Source organism: Micromonospora sp. DT201, from assembly GCF_049841575.1.
Classification (GTDB): Bacteria; Actinomycetota; Actinomycetes; order Mycobacteriales; family Micromonosporaceae; genus Micromonospora.
In genome coordinates this window covers 1-22,911 of the sequence record NZ_JBNCKP010000026.1, presented here as the reverse complement: position 1 = coordinate 22,911, position 22,911 = coordinate 1, and the positions used below count along the sequence as shown (strand labels likewise).

Genomic DNA, 22,911 nt, shown 5'->3' with positions numbered 1-22,911 from the left:
TCCGTAGCACCCAGGGAGACGACGTGCCCAACAGTGATCTCTTCATGCTGCTCTGCAACGAAGGCCGGTTTGTTCCGATCCCGGCGGGGGTCTTCCTGCATGGCGGACCCATGTCGGAGCCGGTGGACCTGGCCGCGTTGTCGTCGGCCTTGTTGGTGCCCCGAACCCCCGGAGGAGCGCGGACGCTCGTCGTGACCGAGAGCGCCCTGCGAAGTCCGGACGTGGTGGCGACGGTACGGCGGACGTTGGGTCGCCTGCCGTCGTCGGTCCGGGACCGGTTGGTGCTTACGGTGCTGGACGGCGGGTCCGACGATCGGGCGGAACCGGGTGAGTGGCTGAGGGCCGCGGAGCTGTTGGGCCTGCCGCGAACCCGTGCGGTCGACACGTCGGTGGCGTCGTCGGCTCGTGTGGTGACCGTGGACGCTGAAGGCCGGGAGACTGGCGAGCGTCCGGCGGCGGTGTGGGGCTTGCCGCGGGGGTTGGCGGCGGCGCGGGAGACGCTGCGAGCGGCGGTCGGGCTGGCGTCGGGCGACGAGGGGCCGTCGTGGGATCGCCTGCTGACGTTGTTGTCGAGGGCGTCGGAGATCCGCGACGGGCTCCTGGTGCGTTCGTGGATGCCCGGGGATCCGTCCTGGGGCGCGGCGTATCCGCTGGCGGCGGGTGTGGCGCTGCTTGGCCTGCCGGCGGGCCTGGATGTGGCGGCGTTGACGGGTGGGGTGCTGCCGGCGAGCGCGGCGCAGGTGCTGCGCATGTGGGGTGGCCCGGGGGCGGGTGAGCGAGTCGACGCGGATGCGTTGGTGGCGGCGCTGCTGAAGGTGCCGGGTTCGGCGGCACTGGTGGTGGCGTCGGGTGAGGGTGCTGCGCGGTGGCTGGTCTCGCACGACGGTGAGCTGCGGGTGGTGGACGCGCGAGTCGATGGTGAGGGTGCTGTTCGGACGGTCGACCTGCGGCCGGAGTCCGGGCAGGTGGCGGAGCTGCTGTCCCGCGACGCGACGGTGCTGGTGGTCGACCCGCCGTATCGGCGGACCACGGTGGCGGACCTGGGTGCCGACACGCCACAACCGACAGTGACCCCCGCTGCGTCGCCGGTCTCCACGGCGAGTCCGGAACCGATGCCGGCATCCGCCCGGGTGGCAGCGTCTGTTCCGACTGTTCTGGAGTCGGCTGATACGGGTGTTGGTCGTTTGGTGTCGGCGGTGAACGGGTTGTCGCCGTGGGATGGTCGGTCGGATTGTGCCGATCGGGTGGCGTCGGTGTTGCGCAGGCTGCGGCGTGGTGTGGGGTCGGTGGCGGGTGAGGACGGTGTGCTGGGCCGGCATGTGGTGGAGGGGTTGCTGGGTGGGAGGTTCGGGCCGGGTAGTGGTGTAGATCGGTTGGCGGAGCTGGCTGTGGGGGCGTTGACGGCGGTGTGGGTTGAGCCCCCACCGGTGGTCAGGCCAAAGGATGATGTGTCGTCGCGGGATCCGCGGCCGCACATGGTGTTGGTGCGTCGTGTGTCCGCACAGCGGTTTGTGTTGGTGGAGACGCAGGCGTCGGCGCCGGTGTTGGGGCAGGACGATCGGCGGTTTGTCGAGTTCGACGTGGCGGCGTTGGGCTTTGATGTGGCGGCGTTGGGTGCCGGGGAGGGCTTGCCGCAGTCGTTGCGGGGGACCGCGCGGTTGGTGGTGGACGCGGATGGGGCGTTGCGGCAGGTGGTGGTGTCGTCCGGGGAGGTGGTGTCCGGTGCGCCTGGTTCGGGCCACCCCGCCCGACTGGCGCAGGCGCTGGTTGATCCCTCGCCGTGGCCCGGTGAGCCGGGCTTGGGGGACCCCGACGAGGTGGTGTCCGGTCCGTCCAACTCAGGTCAGCCCAGGTTGGTCGAGGTGTGGGAAACGGGCGTGCACGTCGAATTCCACGAGCACCCGGCCGGGTTCGGGGAGACGTGGCTGGACAGGGTAATCGTCGAGGTCTCACTGCTCGACCTTGTAATCGTGCTCGGCAAGCGAGATCAATTGTTCTTCTTGAAGGTAGTGAGTGTCCCGACCTCGTTGACAGGGCAGGCCGGGCCCGTGCCGCGGGTCGAGTGGCGGCACCGAATCAGCAAGGCCATGGTGCGGTGGCTGGAAGCGGCTGCGGCAGACGATCTTACCTTCGCTCAGGCGATGCAGCTTGCGAGGAAAAAGCGGTCGGAAAGATTCTGGAGGTGGGTGGTTGATGAGTCCGAGATTGATCGGCCTGCCGCTGAGGCCGTTCTTAAGGCGCTGACGGACCGCACGGAACCTCCTAGGTCCCTGTGGCGGGGCGGCAAGGCACTCCTTAAGTTTCCGGTCAATGCACCTCCGGTGAACATTTCCTCCCAATGGATGGTGGGTGTGGGGGAGGCCGCCCGGTTGGTGGCGGACGCGGATGAGGCGGGCCGGTTGGCCGTGGAGTATGAAACGAGCGCGCTGTTCCAATTCCGAGGCCGCCAGGCCCAGCGCGCGAGGAATTGGCTGGAGCGGGTAATCGCCGAGGTCCCACGGCTCAACCTTGTAATCGTGCTCGGCAAGCGAGATCAACTGTTCTTCTTGAAGGTAGTGAGTGTCCCGACCTCGTTGACAGGGCAGGCCGCCTGGGGGGCCGTGCCGCAGGTCGAGTGGCAGCACCGAATCAGCAAGGCCATGGTGCGGTGGCTGGAAGCGGCTGCGGCAGACGGTCTTACCTTCGCTCAGGCGGTGAAGCCTGCGAAGAATAAGCGGTCGGAAAGAGTCGGGAGGTGGGTGGCTGATGAGTCCGAGATTGATTGGCTTGCCGTTGACGCCGTTGGTGCGGCGCTGGTTGCCCAGCCCCGGGAGAGGTCGATTAAGAACCTGTTGCGGGTCGGCGCAAGCGGTCGGGGGGTACGCCTTGATTTTCCGGTCGATGTATCTCTGCTGAACGGTTCCTACCGGCCGGCGGTGGATGTTGAATTTCCCGGGATCGTTTATCTTCTTCAGGGGTTCCAGCGTGAGGCGCAGGGTGCGGGTCCGGCGTTGGGTGCGTTGGGGGGCGTGCAGGATCGGGTGCATGAGTTCGCTGATATGGCGGCTAGATTATTCGTTCGCTCGCTGAGTGATCGGCCGTTGAGCGAGAGCGACGTGCGTGTGCTTCTTGAGAGTGAAGAAGTGTTGGCGATGCGGGGTGTGCTCGCCGTTGTGCTGACGCATGTTCTGGCTAAGGTAGTCACTTTGCCGGATGACACCGAGGTGGCGAAACTCCCGCTTTTCGCGTTGACTCCGCAGAGTCTGGGGTCGTTGGTCGAGGCGCTGCCCGATGTGGTCCGTAGTTCTGTGCGGCAACCCGCCGGCTTCCTTGTCAACTGGATAGCCGATTTTGATTTCTTTGAGGGCCTTGAGCGTAAGCCCGTCGAGGGGTGGATTGACGAGCGTTTGAACCTCCCGGGCGGAGAGCGGACCGCTCGGGAGGTGTTGATGGCGGTCTTCACCGGGTCGCGTGAGGTGACGCAGGGCCCTCTGTTCGAGGAAGCGATGTTGCCGCGGTGGCAGGCGTCGGTGGGGCGGCAGCGTGTGGTGCTTCAGCGGTTGCATCCGGCCGGTCTGACGACGCCTGGGGGCACCGACGAGCACTTGCCGTCGACAGCGCGTATCGCGCGTGAGGCGCACGAGGCTGCCCGGAAGGCGGGGGAGTGGTCGAAGCGGTGGGGCGGGTTGCGTGTGGCTGCCCTGATCTACAGCGCGGCGCATGGAGATCCGACCCATTTCGAGAATGACCTGTATCTGGGCGCTGATGGACGTCTTTGGAAGCGGAACGAGTCAGGCGGGTGGTTTCTCGGTTGGGTTGCCCCGGAAGATGTGGCTGGCCCGATTGAGCCCGTCGGGTCGCGACCTGTTCCCGATCTGATGCAAGACGCTGCGTCGCTGCTGATGCAAGTGGGTTTGGTTTTCTTCGCTGAACGCGACGGGGAGGGCGCCGAGGGTGCTCTGCGTCTGCGGCTGTGGCCTGAGGACTCCGTAGGTGGTGAGCCTAACCTTCCGCGCATCGCGATTCCGTTCGCCTCGATTCCGTACTCACGTTGGTGGGCGGCTGCTGACGATCCGTTGCCTGCTTTCGCCGTTCGTCTTGCGGATGGGCCCCGGTTGCTGGTCCGTGAGCGTGCGGTGGCGGAGCTGTTTGCGGCGGAGGTTGCTGGTGCGGTCGCGGCCTTGTTGGCGGAGCGGGCTGGGTTTGATGAGCCGCGCCAGTTGGTGGTGCGGGTGTATTGGCAGTACCGGGCGTTGGTGTCGTTGTTGACTGGGGTGCAGGCGTCGGAGCGGCCGGAGTTGGAGCTGGCGCGGGGTCGGTTGGCGCGGTTGGCGGACGTGTTGTTGGAGCATTGGTGGCCGGTTGCTGGGGGTGGTGACGAGCGGCTGCGGGAGTGGTTGGCGAAGGTTGCGGTCCCGCAGCCGATTAATGATTTGTCGGTGTGGATGGTGTCGGTGCCGGAGGTGCCGATGCCGGAGGTGGCGCCGCCGTCGGTGGAGGGTGTCCAGACGGCGGTGACGTTGTTCCGGGCGCGGTATCAGCAATGGATGGCCGAGGTCGCGGCGACGGGGGACGGGCTCGCGAGCGCCGCGGGTGAGGAGTTGGCCGGTGTGGCGTCTCGGCTGGAGGAGCTGCGAGGTTCGCTCGACGGCCTGACGCCTGAGTCGCGTCAGGGTGTGTGGGACCGTTTCGTCCAGGAGGTTCGTACCTATAACGCTCTGCGGTCGAGGCTGGCGGAGGGCGGAAATCCGGGCGTGGTGCCGCCGACCGTTGCCGAGATGTTGGGCTCCTCGCAGGGTGCGGGCAGCGGCCGGGACACGCCAGTGGACCTGACCCCTGCGGAGCCGGGCCGCGACATTGAGGCCGGCCCTTCCCGGTCCGTCGATGCGGGTGGTGCTGGCCCGGCGGTCACGGACACGCGTGAGGACGTCGTCGTCGCGCAGCCCGCCGCGGCCCGGGAGCCGGTCGCCGGGACGCGCCCATCCTTGGGGAGGGTGGCACCGACGGTACGGGAGGTGACGGCCGGTTCCGCCAGGAACGGCGTTGTGCGCTATCAGCTGTCGGCGACCGCCGCGCGGTGGAACGCGCTGGTCAGGGTTCGGCTGGCGGCCGGCACCGGAGTCACCGAGGAACAACTGCGGCAGGTACGCGACGACACGGTGGCCGGCGTCGAAGCCGCGTTCCACACATCGGACCTGCGGCTGCCGGTCAGCGGCCAGGATGCCGCCGGCGCTGCCGATCCAGTGCTGCGGGTCGGGGTCGAATTCGTCGACTCGGCTGAGCGGGCGCACGCGGCGGTCGAGGTCGTCGCCCCGGACCGGGACGACGTGCCGATGACGCGCTCCAAGTGGCTGCCCGGCAGGTCTCCGGCGGACTATGCCGGGCAACTCGGGTCGTACCTGGGTCTCAAACCGTCGGCGGCGAGCGCCGCGACGCCGGCGGAGTTGGCAGGGTTTGTCGCGGTGGCGCGGCCGTTCCTGGGCGATCTCGCCGCGTGGGTGGCGGCCGCGGTCGCGGATATCGACCACGTGCGACAGCTCGCGTCCGCGCAACCCGCCCAGACCGGTCGGGCTGTGCTGCGTCGGCGCCGGCCGGTCGGGATGAGACAGTTCGCGCGGCTGGAGGCGGTCGTCGAGGGGCGGCCGGAGGTGGTCATCCGATTCACGCACGAAGAAAAGTCGTTTGACGTACGGGTAGAGGCGAACGCCGCGTACTCGACGCCGAAGTGGACGCCCAGACAGGACAACGTGCTCGATGCCGTTTGGGGGCGTATTCCGGAGGCGGTGTTGGGGGTCCCGCCGGGACTGCCTTCCGACGAGCTGGCGGGGTGGTTGTTGTGGGCGGGCACGCGGGCCGCCTTCGAGCTGGGCTCGCGGGTTGAGCGGCTGCGGAAGGTGCTCCGGTACACGCCGTTCCGCGACGGGTTCGGGTCGGGGGAGGGCGCCGCAAAGCGGTTCTCGTTCGGGCCCGGCGACCTCGGTCGACTGGCGGGATTGACCTATCGGTTGCGGGCGCTGGAGATGCTCTCGGCGGGGCCGGGCGAGGCCGCCGTCGCGGACCACACGGTCGCTGGCCTGGAGGCCGCCGTGGTGCGCGACCTGGCGGGTCTGGGAGTGCTGCGAGACCAGCACGAAGCAGGGATACTGCGGGCCGAGGCGCTCGGGCGATGGCTGCGTACGTCAGGCCTGTCGAGGTCGTCTGCGGAGCTGGTCCGGGACCTGGTGCTCGCCTCGCGGGCCGATCCGGATTCGGCCAAGGTCGTCAAGGCGGTGGCGGACGCAGCGGAGGTGTTCTCCCAGTCGTCCCCGGACCTGCTGGGTGCCGCGGTGGTCAAGGACGGCGACCTCGACGTGCTGCGGTTGCGGCGCGATTCCGTTCTGGGCCGTCTGGCCGGTGACGAGGACATCATCGTCGAGTTGCGGATCGAGGTCGTGTCCGGCGAGGGGTGGTCGCGCTTCCGGTCGGTGAACATGCGGGAGGGCTCTGCGCAGGACGGCCGACCGGTCCTCGAGGTGCGGCAGGACGCCGGTGACGCGGTGCTGCGGCCCGGCGTGGCCGGCGTGCTGGCGGGACACCTGGCGGCGACGGCGCATTCGCTGGCGGGGGAGGATGTCCCGTTCGCCCGGCAGCTGCTGGCCGAGCACGAGGCGCTGCTCCACCTGCGGGACGGCAGTCGCAACTGGCTGACGCGCCAGCTGCGCAAGGTAGAGCGGTTGACGCGGGAGCAGACCGGACATGTCACCTTCCAGGTGGAGATGTTCGACCACCTAATCGGCGTGGTACGGGATCAGATCGGAGACCTGATCGAGGACCCGGATCTGCGAGTGCCCAATGACGTCCGCGGCGAGCTGCGGTGGGCGTACACCCGCGTGATGTCGAAGCTGGAGCCGCCCAGGCGGGTCTCGAACCGGCATGGCATAGCGATCAACGCGATCCGTCGGGGGTTCGCCGCCCCGGGTGCGGAGCTGGTCCGGGACCTGGTGCTCGCCTCGCGGGCCGATCAGGATCCGGCCAAGGTCGTCAAGGCGGTGGCGGACGCAGCGGAGGTGTTCTCCCAGTCGTCCCCGGACCTGCTGGGTGCCGCGGTGGTCAAGGACGGCGACCTCGACGTGCTGCGGTTGCGGCGCGATTCCGTTCTGGGCCGTCCGGCCGGTGACGAGGACATCATCGTCGAGTTGCGGATCGAGGTCGTGTCCGGCGAGGGGTGGTCGCGCTTCCGGTCGGTGAACATGCGGGAGGGCTCTGCGCAGGACGGCCGACCGGTCCTCGAGGTGCGGCAGGACGCCGGTGACGCGGTGCTGCGGCCCGGCGTGGCCGGCGTGCTGGCGGGACACCTGGCGGCGACGGCGCATTCGCTGGCGGGGGAGGATGTCCCGTTCGCCCGGCAGCTGCTGGCCGAGCACGAGGCGCTGCTCCACCTGCGGGAGCAGACCGGACATGACACCTTCCAGGTGGAGATGTTCGACCACCTAATCGGCGTGGTACGGGATCAGATCCGAGACCTGATCGAGGACCCGGATCTGCGAGTGCCCAATGACGTCCGCGGCGAGCTGCGGCGGGCGTACACCCGCGTGATGTCGAAGCTGGAGCCGCCCAGGCGGGTCTCGAACCTTCATGGCATAGCGATCAACACGATCCGTCGGGGGTTCGCCGCCCCGGGGATTATCGGGACCGCGGCGATGGTGGGATGGCAGGCCGGCCGGAAGCCGGAGCACATCGAGGCTGGCTTCGTCGGGGGGCTGGTGGCTGCCGGGCTGCAGGGGGTCTTCGACCACTGGTACGCCAAGATGATCGCCTACTTGACGCCCGAAGAGATCCTGCCCGGGCCGGACCACAAACTGGACGACTCCAACTTCAAGCCATCCCCCTTCGGGTCGCCGCTGCCCAACCTCGTGAAGCGAGGGCCCACGGCAGTGTTGACGCAGCTGGCGTCGCTGATCACGCTGGCTGCCATGGGGCAGCCGATCAGCCCGCTCGGGGCGGCGTCGGTGCTTCTGCCCGTACCGACGACTTTCGGCGCGGCGAAGGTCGAACACTTCGCGAACAAGCGGGAGTTCCTCCGCGAGGAGCGGTACAACCGCGAGCGCGAGCGCACCTACGACAATCTGCGTAACGACTACGTCAAGGGCGCGTACTACCGGATCCGGGAACTGATGGCACGGATGGAGGCGACGGCCCAGATCTCCGGCGAGCGTCGGGTTGACGACGCGGTGCGGACCGAACTGGAACAGACCCGGCTGACCGCCGCCGACATGATGTGGGAGATCTACCGCGAGGTCGAGAACGTGGTCAAGCGGTTGGCGGAGCGTAGCCGTACGCCCTTCCGTAGATCCGCGCTGGCGGAGACCTACGACCTTGTCGCGCGCGGTGTGGTGGACGGGAAACCCAGTCGTTCGATCAACGCCGTTTCCGACGGTGCCCAGGGCGCCGTCATGATGATCCCGGGGTGGACGCTGAGCATGCTGACCGCGACTCTCGTCGATTTGTTGACGATGAATCTGGCCACCGCCGCGGCCAGCAGCGCCGTCTACGGCGTGGGCGCGTCCGCCCTGAGAACGCACGAGTTCCAGGACCTGATGGCGGTGGCGAGCTGGGACACCCTGGACCGGCTGCGCTACATCGGTCAGGCGACCACCTACCTGCTGGCCGAGGGCAAGGACCCTCGGGCGACGCGCCCTGTCGCGATCGACGAGTTGGCCGACCCCAGCCAGTACCACCTGCTCAACTGGTTCGGGTTGAGCCGGCTCACGAAGGCGTTGGCGCAGCGTCAGGCCAACGACGCGGCCGGCCGCCCGCACGCGCTCCCCGGCCTACAACAGTTTGTCTACAAGCACCTGCCGCCGTTCGTCACGCACATGGTCACGGCAGGTGCGCTCTCCGCAGCCATCCCCCTCGCTGGTCCGGTGCTGGGCCTGTGGATCGGTCTCGGTGGTCTCGCCCGAATCCTCTCGGGCCTCTCCGAGATCTGGATGCGGAGGTTATCTCCCATTTTTGACCAGATGGCCGATAACCAGACGGCGCTCTTCCAGAGCGGAGGGTTGCCAGAAACCAAGTTTGAACTGGCCGAAAATAGCTCCAAACTCCTCGGCAAGGCCAAGAAGATGCAGGAGAAGGTCCGGCCGGTACCGATACCGCCCGACCAGGGGTTCGTGCGCGGCATTCGGCACATGCCGCGTAAGGCGGCCCACCGGGTGGCCGAGGTCGGCCGGTCGGCCCACCGCACGTTGGTGCATACCTGCGAGTCGGTGCAGTGGCGGATGCAGCCGGCGCTGGGGCGTTTCCAGGCGCCGGAGGGCCCGGTGGCGCTCAGCGAAGCTGACCGGGCGGCGGTCGACCGCCTGTACGTGGAGGTCCAGCAACTGGACCACGCCGTCGATCCGGTGCGCAACGCGCGTGCGGACCTCACCGTGGAGCGGGTCGGCACGAGATTGGTGCTGCTCCTCGACGAGTTGGGCCTGCGCACCGAGCAGGATCCGGCCGGCCACCGCTGGACGGCAGTGGTCGACGACCTCGCCAGCCGGTACGGGTACGACAGGATCAACGGCGAGATCGTGCGGCTGTTCGGGGGGTCGAACCTGCCCGCCGAGCAGTACCCGGCACACCTCCGCCGGAAGATGGCGATCGAGAACCTCCTCGGCCAGTACGGACCCGCCCGGGTGCGCAAAGGGATCGTGCTGGCCGAGCTGCGGGACACGCCGCGGCATGACGCGGACAACCAGTTCAGCACGGCACTGCGGGACGCCTACGACGGCGATCCGCTCACCGCGCAACTGTTGGCCGCGGTCGACGGATTGCCACTGCCCGGACACCTCGTCGCGGTGCGGCCAGGTGGGCAGGTGGAGGTCTACCTTCCGGGGTCCGCACGCAGCCCGTGGCACCGTCAGTGGTTCAACTTGCGGGTCACCACGGCCACCGCCGGCCCCGACGCCCGCGCACGATTCGAAATGGTCCCCGACGACCTGCTGCACGGGGTGACGCACACCAACACGACGCGACCCCATCAACTCGTCGTCGACCCCGAGCAGGTCACCGACCCGGAACGGCTCGCCGAGATCCTCAGTTGGGCAATCCGTACGTGGGCCGAGCAACGGGGTGCGAACACGCACCGGACCCGGGCGCTCCTGAACGGGCACCGGGAGACTCTCTTCACGCTGGCCGCCTCCGGTATCGATCTCGTGAGTGTGGTGGACCGGATCACCGAGCGGGTGGGGCGTTGGTCCGAGGGCGGTGTGCTGACTGATGAGCAGTTCTGCGTATTCGCGCTGGCGGCCGCGCGCGACGTGTTGTTTCCCGATGGGTTGTCGAGCGGTGAGGTTCGCGATGATCGGGATGTCGCCGATGTGCTGTGGGGTGGGTGGGGTCGGCCGGAGACGTGGCCGTTGGTGCGTGACGTCGAGACGATCCATCGGTTGGTGCAGCAGCGGCCAGGGAGCGTCGGGTTCGTCGCGCGAGCGTGGCCGGGCCGGATCGGCCATGGCTATGTGGTGATACATCACGCGGGTAAGGCTCGGTGGATCGACCCGCAGCACTCGGGTGTGGGTGGGGTGCGGCTGCTGCCGTCGGACACCTGGCCCGGCGGTGAATTGCTGGACCTGGGAGAGCGTGGCGGTGCGCGGGAGTTTGATTTGCGGGTGCGCCTCTACGACGTCGGTGATCGGTCTCCGATATCGGTTCCCGCTTCGGTCCTGGTCGAGTCACCGTCGCGTGTTGTCGACGCTCTCGTCGATCGGAGACTTCACTATCAGGGCACCGGCAACGAGGACGAGCAACGCGACTTCATCATCAGTCCGGACACTCCGGAGGAGATGAGGCTCCTCGAAAGAGGAGTCATCCTGGCGCGGAGCCGAGACGGGCTCTTCCGGCTCGAGACCGAACGGGTCGACTTTTTCGATGGACCCGGCACCAGCTTCTATCGAAGCCGGCGGCACGCGCAGGAGCGCGGCGGATCGGGCTATGCGACGCGCGCATCTGTCTTGGAACGAGTCAGTGCGGTCGCACGTAGTCACATGCACGAGGTGAACAGGCCCAAGCCGGGGGACATCTACCGCGCCTACAAGGAGATGTCAGAGCGAACCGCACTGCTGGGTGAGAGCGACAACCCTCGACTCCCTGAAATCTTCGATGGTCTGGGCCTGGACTTCACCACGATCGGCGAGACGGCCAGACTGGCGCGAGGCCCGGCCGGCCCTCCAGTCAAATCCCGGTTCCATTGGTCCATCGGCGTGGTAGACATCGGCCTACGCCGGTTCCTGGGCCATCTGTGGGAGAAGGCGTGGCGTGACAGCTCGGTCGGTTTCCCCACCAAGAAAAGCCTCGAGAGGAGTCTGCGGGCGGCCGACGGCATCGCCTGGGACTACCTGGAGTGGGTCAGGACCGCAGAGGCTCCGAAAGAACCTGCCCCCGGAGCTGCGGCCAGCATGATCGCGGGACATGTGGCCTGGCTGATGCACCATGCCTTCGCGCCGGCGTACGCGAAGGCATGGCATCATCCTCGTGGCGCGCCGAAACAGTATCTCGCATTCGTTGCCCGGCAGCAGTTCGGCGTAATGCTGCGGGAACTTCCGCCCTCCGTGCGTGCGTTCCTGAGAGCGAATGCCGATGCGATCTGGGACAGCTTCAAGCAGTGGGCCAGCGACACAATCACCGAATCCCGCAATAGATCCGGCGAGCAGTTCCGGATCGACGATGACACCGCTGTGACCAGGTTTACCGGCGAGGGCACGCAGGTAATCCGTACCTTCTTCATGAGCGGGCTCCGGGATGACGTGCCACCGGTCGACCACCGATGGTTTTTTCGGGCGATCACATTCGTCGACGGGCCGGACATCGCGCGCGGGGCCTTGCTCAGGGGCCACGTCGTCGGCGAGGCGCGCGGCGTCGGTGCGGAAAACATGAGCGAGGAGGCCGGTTGGACGTTCCACCAAGAGCTGATCAGGTTGAGCGCCGAGGCGTACGAGCGTGCGTTGATCGTCTCCCCACAGCAGCGATTTGCCGATAGCCAGGCCTGGCTGCAGGGAACCGAGCCCGGCGAGGCCGAGTTTCTCGAAGGCGATGTCGGCCTCTCGTCCTCGACGGTCAATGAACTGGATCGGGCCGCGCAAGCAGCGCGGCGTCTGGTTGTCGTGGTGGCGGCAAACCCGCTTTCCCTTGGTGGCGAGACGGACGTCTGGCGGGATATCGACCAGTCGGTTGTCGATCGTCTCGACGAGATGTTGCGGGTGCGCCCCGAGTTGGCCCGCCAAGCGTTGTTCGTGGTGGTCGGCTTTCACCCCGGAGTGCACGAGCTGCGGCGACGGCATCGGTTGACAATGGTGTATCCGCTGGGCATGGCGGAGGCCGATGGCCTAGTGGAGACGCTCGGCGATCCTCTGGTTCTGTCAGATGCTGGGCACGCTCCCCTTGTCGCGGGGTTGGGGTGGCGGGTGGTGACTTTCGACAACGAGGTAGACGACTCGTTGGGGCCGGTGTTGGATCGGCGTCTGCTGGCTGGAGTGTCGCGGCGGGTAACACGTGTCGCCGAGCGGGCGCTGAAGCAGGGCTCCGAGGCCGCGCATGGGCCGGGCCCGGGTTTGTCCGCCGATTACACCGCGCCTGATGGCACGCGACATCGTTGGCGGCCCGAGGTCGGGCGGGAACAGTTTGCGGTTAGGCGGGCGTCCGTACTCGCCGGCGTCCAGGATTCGCCCGTCACCGTGCGGCTGCTCTGGCAGGCGCACGACGGGTACCGCCGGGTGGCGGGCGCGGAGCACCTGGCGACCCGGCTGGTATTGGACAACGTGGAGCGGGCAATCGGCCCCCAGCAACTGGCGCTGCCGCCGGTGGAGGATGTTCATGCTGCGGTAACGGTGTTCTGGGCGCGCTTCCGGCAGTGGTTCGCCGAGGTGATGGACGGTCCATTCTCCGGGGTGGCGCCGGCCATTATCAGAGCGTCTTCCTCATTGCAGAGCGTTGAGCGCCAGTTGGACGAACTGCGGCGCGCGGTCGCTCCCGGGGAAAATCCCACTCTGGAACTGCGGCAATGGGTGTGGGCCCAGTTCGTCCGGGTGGTCCAGGAGTACGACAGGCTTCGGTCGGGGCTGCTGCCGAGCGGAAGTCAGGATGCGGCACCGCCGTCCGCCGACGAACTCATGCGGCCGGCCAAAACCGCCCCGGCCGATGCCGGCGGTGACCGTACTCCACTGAGCTTGGCACCGGAGGGGATACCGCACGATGCGAGCACGATCGGCATCACGTCCGTAGATTTCGGCGCGCCGATATTCGACCTGGTCAGCCGGCTCATCCCGGACTGGAACAGGGCGTGGCGGGTAAACGATGAGCCCGCCGACCCCGTGCCACTGGAACACATCCTCCGCTCGGACAACCTGCCGCGGTATCTGCCCACAGCGCTAAGCCCGATCGGTCTTGTGTTGCAGGCTGACGGTTCGGACCAGCAGTTGGGGGTCTGGGCGCGGCGCGGCGAAGCGTTCTTGCTGGACGGAATTACCGAGGGCACCGAGGCGGCTGACTACGGCGTTGATGTGCGAGTGGGGGTGGTGACCCCCTCCGGGCAGCGGACTGAGGCCGTGATGCGAGAGCGCGTGCGGTTCCCCACCCGCCACCTGTGGGTCGCGCCGGTGCCGGCGGCCGGTTCAGCCGCCAAGTCGCTGGACAAGCTCCCCAGGCTGCGGCCGTTCTCGCCCGACGGAAACGTCACTCTCATCGACCTGGACGCGGTTGCCGTCGCCCGGCTGCAGGCCCTGACCGAGCGGGAGCTGTCCGGTCGTGCCGTGCCGACCGAGCTGAGCGCGCAGGTGCGCGACTTGCTCTCCGTACCGTCGCTGCTGGCGCGGAACACGGAGCCGGAACGGCCGCCGGCGGCCTCGACGGCCGAGGAGCCGGCGGCGGGACCACGCGGCGGCGTCCGAATCGACCAGGCGCTCTACGATGCCTCGGTCGTCGGCTTCACCCAGACCGCTGCGGGCCGGCGGGCGCGGATTCGTGCAGGCGTGTTGGTGCATCTGCGGATCGGCACCGGCTCGGACGATGAGCCGATGGAGTTCGCCTTCCGGCTGACCGGTGCGGCGCAGCTGCTCGCCGATCCCACCGTGCTGTCGGGGCTGCCCGATCTGCTCTCCCCGGAGCGGGCACCGTCCGGGTGGGGCGGCCGATACGGCGACCACTTCTGGCTGTCCGCCAACGGCCTTTCCGCTGAGGAGTTCGATTGGGTGCTCAGGGCGATCGGCCCGGACTTCGATCCTCGTCGGCTGGAGCGGTTGGCCGCCACGGTCGGTGTCGAGGACCGCGAGGGCATGCGCCAGTTGGTAATGCTGGCCACGGTCCTGAGACGCGTGCCCGACGACCTGCCGGAATACGCCAGACGGATGCGCATTGCGCCGACGCCGCTGTTCGCTGTGGTGAGCGAGCTGGGGGTGGACCCGGAGCAGTTGCTGCCGCTGTCCCGGTCCGGCGTCCTGAGGAAGGTGATCGGGTCGTCCACGGCGGCGCGGCCGGCGACCGGCAGCTGGAGCGGTCGATTGGTCTCCGCTCTGCGCGGGAGCGGTGTCTGGACCAGCAGTGACCTCGTGCTGATGCTCCGGCTCGTACGCCGGCTGGGGCTGACGACCACAGCCGACCCGTTCTTCGGCGAGATGCGCAGCCAAGGCGTGTCGTTCGAATTGCTGGACGCGTTGCCGGAGAACTACGTTCGCCGGGCGCGGGAGGGCGGGCGGCTGCGGACCCTGCTGGCGACGGGACGGTCGGTCAGTCAGATTGTGGCTGACCTGCAGGAACACCTCGTCGAGAAGGGGTTGACCGGGCCGGAGCAGCAGCGCCGTTTCGTCACGCTCAGCGCGCGGATCGGCTTTCCGGCGTCCGAGCTGGCGAGGCTGCTACTGCCGTCGGACTACGGCGAGTGGCTGCTCTACGAGCTTCTGGGCGACGTGCCGAGGAACGAGGTCGCGACCGTGGTCCGGGCGCTCGGCCGAGAGCACGAGCCGAGCTACAGCGAGGCCGAGATCCAGGAGGCCGCGGAACGCCTGAATGTCTCGACGTCGGCCATCCGGGACGCTGTGTACTCGCCGCTGGTGAATCTCGACGAGCTGATGGCACTGGTCACCGAGGCGGGACTGACCCGCGAGTTGGCGCGGGATCTGGTTGGGCTGGCCGAGGCCACCGGCCGGGTGCCGACGGGCCTGTCCTGGTCCGCCTACCGGCTGGGGCTGCAATCGCCCGGGGAACTGGTCCAGGCGGCCCTGGGGCTCCGCATTGACCCGCATTTCCTGTCGCCGCTGCGCGGTGCGCTCGGTCGTGACGCGGCGACGCCGGCGGATCGACCGGCCCGGGACGAACTTGTCCGTCGCACCGTCGACGGTTACCGGATGTGGATCCACGGAAAGGGGATCCGTGAGACGGGGTCGAACCTACCCGGTGTGCGATGGGCACTGTGGCTGGCCAGCCGGGGCGGGCCCGACATCGGGCCGGAGGGCCTTTCGCCGGCCGCGTTCCAGGCCACCCGGAAAGAGATCAATGACTGGGTCCGGCAATGGGTGGGGACTGACCTCGCGAGCGTCCCGGTGGACACCGAGTCCGCCGGGCGATCGATCGAGGAAGCCGCCGACCGCCTGGACGAGCGACGAAAAGACGTGTCTTATCCCGCCCCCCTGTTCATAATGGTGGAATTCTTCCGCACGCTGCCCGGCGGGACAGCGCAGCTGTGGGCCGCAGAGGGCGACCTCCGGGTGTTGATCGAAAAACTGGAGACCCTGGCCCACGCACAGGACGTCCAGAACGACGTCCCGGACCTCGCCGACAAGGTCGACAAGTACGTGCAGAAATTTCTCTCGGTGGCCGAAGCTACCCAGACGGCGATCCGCAACGCTCTCGCGGTGACGAACCGGCGGCAGCATGTCGAGGTCGGGAACGCCCTCGATGCCCTGAGCTTCGCCCTTTCACAGCTGTCTGACATCAAGGCGATGATTCGCGCACGCAGTGCGTCGCCGGCGGAGCGAATGACGAACGCCGCCGAGTTCGCGGGCCGTCTGCGGGCCATGCAGGAGGATGGCCGGTCTGCCGTCATCAGCGCGGCCCAGGCCGCCGTCGCCACCGTGCTCGGCCCCCTCGATCTTGACAGACTGGACGGAATAGCGCCCTTGGTCAGGTCAGACGAGGCGCGTGAGCTTATCCGTCGCCTGGCAACTGAAGTCGGCGCGCTCGTCGAGTGGTTCCACCGGGTCTCGAAGATCAACGAACGCACGGCCGGCGACCTGGATGCGGTGGCGGCCGGGAGGGCCGCCCTCGGCCGTACCCCACCATGGGCAGCTCGGAGTGAGGAATCGTCTGACCCGTCGGGGCTGGCGGCGGATGTGCGGCGACTGGACGTGAACCGGGCGGAGCCGACGTGGAACGCCACGCCACCGGTACCCGTACCGTTGGCTTGGTTCGATGGCAGTGGGTCGCTGCTGGAGCGTGTCGCCCAGGTGCGGGAGGTGCTGGCCGAGGCCGCGCCCCAGGTCGTCGGCGTCATCGACGCGGACACCGAGTCGGCCCGCGATGCCCAGGCCGCCTGGGACGCCGGCACCCAGGGACTCGCCTGGCTCGCGGAGAACGCCAAGAGGCTCACCGAGCACGACGCGAACGCCGAGTTCTCCAAGCTCATGTTCACCCTCGATCTGGCCATCGACCGGATCATCAAGCTCGCGCCAGATCTGTCGAACATGTTCGTGGGCGTGCGGACCGAGCCGAAACCGTCGCGGCGCGCCGGCTCGCAGGCGCCGGTTCCCGAGCGGGCGGACGACCGTCCGGCGGAGGTACGGGCGCTCGGCAAGTGGGCCGGCCCGGCAGCCCAACGGCTGCTCGAACAGATCAGGCAACACGCGGGCGGCGCCGGCCGGCCGGTGGTGGCACTCGACCTCAGCGGAGAGCCGGAGAAGGAGGCCATTCCCGAGCTCGGTGAGGCCCTGCGCGAGTTTGAGTGGCTGGGCCAGGCACCGGTGCTGGTGGTCACGGCCGGTACGCAGCGGTCCGAGGAGGCGCTGGCCGAGGTGCTGCGGGCGAGCTACCAGCCGGTGTCGCTGCGGCAACGACCGGCCGGGCTGGACATGGTGTGGGAGCTACGGGACAGGGACGGGAAGCCGGTGCGGATGGCGGCCTCGCCGGACCGCGCGTTGTTCGAGGCCGCGGGTGCCCTGCGCGTCCCGCCGATGGACGCGCCGCTGCCACCGGTGCTGGCGGGCTGGCTGGTGATCCGCGACTGGGACAGGGCGGAGGCGTACCACCGGCAACACGACGCGGAGCTGCGGCGGCCGGAGACCCTGGCCGCGCTGCGAGACGCGGTGACGGCGTACCCGGCATCCCCGCGACTGGCCGGCTTCCTGGTCATCCTGGAGGTGACGCAGCGCGCCGGGGGGCTTGCGGCGGCGTCGGCGGCGCGGCTTGTCCCGACGGCGACGACCGTGCTGGAACTGGAGCCTCGCTTCGATCCGGAGCGGAGCGGCACGGTCCCGGCGACGTTCGTGTACGACTACCTCAAGCTCCACGGACGCTCGCGTAAGGAACGGTTCCCGATGGAGGGCCTGCTGTGGCAGTTGATGCAGGCTGGCGAACTCACCCATGCCCAGGTCGCCGCGCTGGTCCGAACGGCGGCGAAGACGCCGACTGACCGAGCGAACGCGACGGTGTTCACCATGATGATCGAGTTGGCGGAGTTGGACGACGCGGCGGTGGTCCAGGACCCGCAGGAGAGCGAGCGCATCCAGGCCATCCTGGCGAAGCTTGGGCAGGTGACGGCGTCGAGAAGCCCAGCCAACCTGAAGAACCCGGACTGCGTCGACCCGGTGGACCGCGCCGCGTGGGTGCCGCGCCTCGATGAACACAAGGCCCACCAACGCTCGTTGGAAACCGGGCCCGGCGACGCACGGGCTGGCCTGACCGAACTGGTCGCCCATTTCCTCGCCAACTGCTGACCAGCCACAACCGACCCCGTCCCACCGTCGCCCCGGAGGCTCCTGGTGACCATCCCCCTCACGCCACGCATCATGGACGCGATCTGCCTCGAACATGCGATCCCGACCAAAAACGGCATGATTCTCCAGATCGGCGCCGACGGCGGCCTGCGGCTCGCCGAGGCGAACGACCTGCGGGGCATCCGCGGGATCACCTTCCTCTCGCTCGGCACCGGCATGGAGGACGCGGTGCGCGACCTCGCCGGATCGGCGGTGGGCTGGCAGGACGGGATCCGGACTGCCGGCGAGGCCGGCCCGCCGAGCGTCAGGCGGACGCGTGCGTTGTTGTACCAGTTCCTGCGGGGCATCCCGCCGATTGCGCTGGACCGGATGGTGGTGCACTCGCTCGGCCAGGACGTGCTCGGCCTGGGCGACGCCGCCGCGCAGGCCAACGTGATCGGGCTGCCGGTGTACGCCAAAGCAGCCGGCCTGCGACCGCACGACCCCGCGGCCGGTCCGCCCGTCGACCGTGACCGGCTCCTCGCCTTCGACCGGGAGATGCGGCCCACCGCGTCGCTCGACGATGCGTACGTCGTCGGGGTCGTGCCCGACCGGCACTGGGTGACGGACCCCTACGCCGACGTCAGCGACGAGATCGCGGCGGAGGTGCTCAAGCACCCGTACCCGTTCGGCCGGATGGTGTTCGACGGCGATCGGGTCCACCTGGGCCTGCCGGCCGGCCTGGCGGATCGTGCGTACGCCCGCCCGCTGCGCGAACTCGGCCGGCCGCTCACCCGGGAAGACCTCAGCCGCACCGGGACGCCGGTCAGGGGGGTCGACAGCTACGGGGAACTGTTCGCTCGGATGGCGGCCCCACTGCCGGACGCGGCCGCCCGGTACGCGCTCGTCGCGGTGGACGGGCTCGACGCCGGTACGAGCGTGTACCTCGGTGTGCACGACGAGCACGGCGTCTCGTTCCTCGACTTCGGGACCGGCCACACGGCCGTGTTCCCGCGAGCACGTGGCGGTATCGAGATGGCGGAACTGGCCGGCGACGCGGAAATCCTCGGCCTGCTGCGCGATCTCGACGGCTCCCGCACCCCGGAGGCGTCGACGCGGCGGCCGCTGGCCGCTCCACCGTCCGGCGTGCGCGTCCACCGCCAGGTGGGTCGCGACGGGACGCACGCCGTCGAGCTGATCGGCGGGGTCGGGTCCATGCCGGACCGGTTCCTGGAGCAGCTGACGAGGGCGGCCGGCGACGGCGAGCAGGATGTGATCGTCATCGGCGGTGGACGGCCGGCGGCGCGGCCGTCCGCCCAGTCGACCCGGGGCGACCGGCTCAGGCTGGAGATGCGGTTGTTCCAGTACGTCGTCAGCGGCGCGGTGCCGACGGTGGTCGCCTGGGGCGACGTCGACAAGCCCGTCCTCGACATCCTGGACCGCTATCACGTCCCGCTGGTGCGGCGCACCACGGGCGCGGTGGGCGCCGGGTCGCTGGCGGGCGGTGGCCTCAGCCTCAACCTCGACAACCTGTGGGAGGCCCGAGGTCCCGAAGGAAGTGCGGTGACCGTGCCGCCGCAGAAGGACATCACCCCCGCGCTGCTGCGGGCAGCGACCGATCGACGACGGGAGTCCAAGCCCACCCGGCCGCCCGAGCGGCTGCTGTCGTACCTGTCGCTGCCGTTGAACGACACCTCGGCGATCCGCGCCGAGCTGGCCGAGCACGGTCCAGCGTTGCGGGAACTCCGCCCCCAGATCGACGGCCTCGGCGTCGACCCGGACGTGTTCGCCGCCCATGCCGGGTTCCTGCAGATGACGCAGCGTCATCCCGACCTGGTCGATGTCGGGTTCGGCGTGCACGGGGCCGCCACCGCAGAGGAACGCCACGAGCGGATCCTCTCCGCGGTGCCCGGGCTGGTGGTCAAGGAGCCCGAGGCCCGCAGGACGGCGTTCGAAGATCTGGCCTCAATCACGCTCGGGACGCTGGACGACGGCGCGAGCCGGGCAATCCTCCGGGCGGTCGGCATGCGGCTCGACGGGGAGCCGCAGGAAAAGGTCGAGCAGGAAATCTTCCGTCACGCGGCCTACCTGCCACGCGAGGGACGGCCCAACCTGCTGAGGATCCTGGCGGCGGTGGCCCCGCAACTGCCCGAGGAGTACCGCCCCGTGCTGCACGAGGTGGCCATCCACGTTGCCGACTGCCCCGACCTCTGACGAACGCGCTAGACGAGTAAGTCCTAACTCAAGATGGGGCTGGGGTCGCAGCGAAGGGCCCTCGCCATCCGCTTTGGCTGCCTGCCATGTCGATGTGCTGTTGAGCGGTATACCTCAGAGGTATGAATATGACTCTGAGGTATACCGCTCATTACCGCATCCGCCCTGACGGAGGTGACCGACGGTCACCGCCGGCTGCGCTCACAGTCCGGGCCAGGGTTAGGACTTACTCGTCTAGGGGAGGCGTCGCCGGTGTCTCAGGCACCGGCGACGTCAACCCGTGCGTGACTACTGGGCGTCCGGCACCCACTCGACCGTCACGCCGTCACCCTCGTAGCCGGTCCAGATCGCCCCGTCCTTGACGGTGATCCTCTTGTCATTGGGGCCGTCGACCGTCTCGACCCACGACCAATCGCCCTTGACCGGTTCGCCCTCCTTGAACCACGGGGTGGGCCCGCCCGACGTCTTCTCGCCGATCGGCGGGCCGGTGAAGTCCCGCTCACCCGGTGTGGGATCGGGTCCCTTCTCCGGCGGGTCTACGTTGGCGTGATCGCGGACCGAAGTGTCGAGTTCCTTGTCGGGAAACTCCAACGAGTCGGCGAACCACTTGAACGCGTAGAACAGGTTGACCTCGGCCTGCGCGTACGCGTCGCCGGCACCCTGCACCCCGCCGGCGACGCGATTGATCACGCCCTGCTTCTTGTTCGCGTCGGTGTCCGCCCCCTCCTCGCCGAAGAAGTCGTCCAACGCGACCTTGTACTTGTCCGAGAAGTCCTGGCTCTCCTGCTGGCTCTTGCCCGCCCAGCCGAGCGCCAGGTCTTCCCACTGCTTGTGGATCGCGAGGAAGTTGTTGGCAATCGCTGTGCTGAGGTCGTTGACCTTCTTGCCCAGATCGAATATTTCGACCGGTGCCACCCCGAGCTTGACCGTCTCGTTGTTGTAGTCGGCCTTGTTGACCACGTCGATCCCCATCTCGTGCGCATCTGCCGCCCCACGTGTACGGCGACTTCAACGTGGTTGGTGGGCGGTACACGTACAGAAAGACTCCTTCTTCGATAGCGTTTCGCCGCGCCAGGATCGTTGTCAACGTCCCGGATCTGGTGCCCCCCGTGGCATTGCGCGGTAGACCCCGTACAAGGGCTTGCCGGCGCCCCTCGAATGCTCGCTACCCTGCACCCGCCCGACCCTCTGTCATAGGTGGTGCACAGATGACCAACTCCGGTACCTCGGGGCAAGCGCCGGCGACGGCCGACGAACCCACGGGCGACGGTGCCGGCTCCACCGTCTGGTACACCGATGGCACGGTCGCCGAATTCGATCTGAACGGGCACCTGTTCAGGCGGACGCTGCCCGACGGCACCGTCCTCTCGGCGTCCGACGCATCCCAGCCCGCCGACACCTCCTCGGAGCCCGCCAATGCCGACCCGCCCACCGAACCCAACGGTGACGCCGAACCAGTCCCCGACACCCGCATCCTCCGACAGCAAACCGCCGACGGCACCGTTCTCGAATCGTTCGATTCCCTCGACCGCCCTCATGCGGGAATTGCGAACGGCAACCACTTCACCATCACGTACCGTCCCGACGGCGGTAACCTCACCTGCTACGAGGATGGTTCGTCCGCCGAATATGACGCAGGTGGCGGCCTTGTCCGGCAGACGACCGCTGACGGTACGGTCTACTCATCCTTCGATGCCCAGGGCCGACCGCATGCCGGTGTTGCCGAAGGCTCCAGTTTCACCATCGATTACCGGGCGGCCGACGACAGCTCCGTCGTCCGTTACGCAGATGGCTCCGCCGCTCGCTTCGATGCAGAGGGTAGCGTCGTTTGGCAGGACACTGGCGACGGCACTGTCTATAGCGAGTTCGACGCGCAACACCGACCGCTAGCCGGTTCGATCGACGGGGAGCCCTTCCGGGTCAACTACCGTCCGGATGGTCATTCGGTGACGCGTTATGCCGATGGCAGTGTGGTGGAGTTCGGTGCCGATGGTGTAGTGCTTCGGCAGGTGTCGCCGGATGGGACGGTGTTTTCGGGTTTTGACGGCTCAGGGCGGCCGACCGAGGGCAGCGCCGATGGGCAGGACTTTACGCTTGAGTATCCGGGTAATGGCGACACGATCACGCGTTATGCCGATGGCAGTGTGGTGGAGTTCGGTGCCGATGGTGTGGTGCTGCGGCAGGTGTCGCCGGATGGGACGGTGTTTTCGGGTTTCGACGGCTCGGGTCGTCCGACCGAGGGCAGCGCCGCCGATGGGCAGGACTTTACGTTCGAGTATTCGGGTAATGGCAATACGATCACGCGTTATGCCGATGGCAGTGTGGTGGAGTTCGGTGCCGATGGTGTAGTGCTCTCGCAGGTGTCGCCGGATGGGACGGTGTTTTCGGGTTTTGATGGTTCGGGTCGTCCGACGGAGGGTTCTGCGGGCGGTCAGGATTTTAGTATTTCGTATGGTCCGGATGGTCATTCGGTGACGCGTTATGCCGATGGCAGTGTGGTGGAGTTCGGTGCCGATGGTGTAGTGCTTTCGCAGGTGTCGCCGGATGGCACGGTGTTTTCGGGTTTTGATGGTTCGGGTCGTCCGACGGAGGGTTCTGCGGGCGGTCAGGATTTTAGTATTTCGTATGGTCCGGATGGTCATTCGGTCACGCGTTATGCCGATGGCAGTGTGGTGGAGTTCGGTGCCGATGGTGTAGTGCTTTCGCAGGTGTCGCCGGACGGCACGGTGTTTTCGGGTTTTGATGGTTCGGGTCGTCCGACCGAGGGCTCTGCGGGCGGTCAGGATTTTAGTATTTCGTA

General features: G+C 68.1%; 4 protein-coding genes. 3 read left to right on the top strand and 1 reads right to left on the bottom strand.

What is annotated here, in order from left to right; genetic code table 11:
• Window positions 1–23 precede the first annotated feature (23 nt).
• Entirely contained in the window at window positions 24–17,918 is a 17,895-nt protein-coding gene (locus ACLQ28_RS30060; protein ID WP_425689638.1) for a hypothetical protein, read from the top strand.
• A 45-nt stretch (window positions 17,919–17,963) separates the two neighbouring features.
• Window positions 17,964–20,111 (top strand): hypothetical protein, encoded by a 2,148-nt coding sequence (locus tag ACLQ28_RS30055; RefSeq protein ID WP_425689637.1) that lies wholly within the window; start codon window positions 17,964–17,966, stop codon window positions 20,109–20,111.
• Window positions 20,112–20,399: 288 nt separating this feature from the next.
• Here ACLQ28_RS30055 and ACLQ28_RS30050 read toward each other — a convergent pair whose 3' ends face one another.
• Entirely contained in the window at window positions 20,400–21,083 is a 684-nt protein-coding gene (locus ACLQ28_RS30050; RefSeq protein WP_425689636.1) for a hypothetical protein, read from the bottom strand.
• A 236-nt stretch (window positions 21,084–21,319) separates the two neighbouring features.
• Here ACLQ28_RS30050 and ACLQ28_RS30045 point away from each other — a divergent pair.
• Window positions 21,320–22,911 (top strand): hypothetical protein (locus ACLQ28_RS30045; protein WP_425689635.1); only part of this gene is annotated, 1,592 nt, incomplete at its 3' end.

What these genes read in the sequence shown, in the direction of transcription:
- ACLQ28_RS30050 (WP_425689636.1), bottom strand. Translation starts at nt 21,083, where the DNA reads ATGGGGATCGACGTGGTCAACAAGGCCGACTACAACAACGAGACGGTC.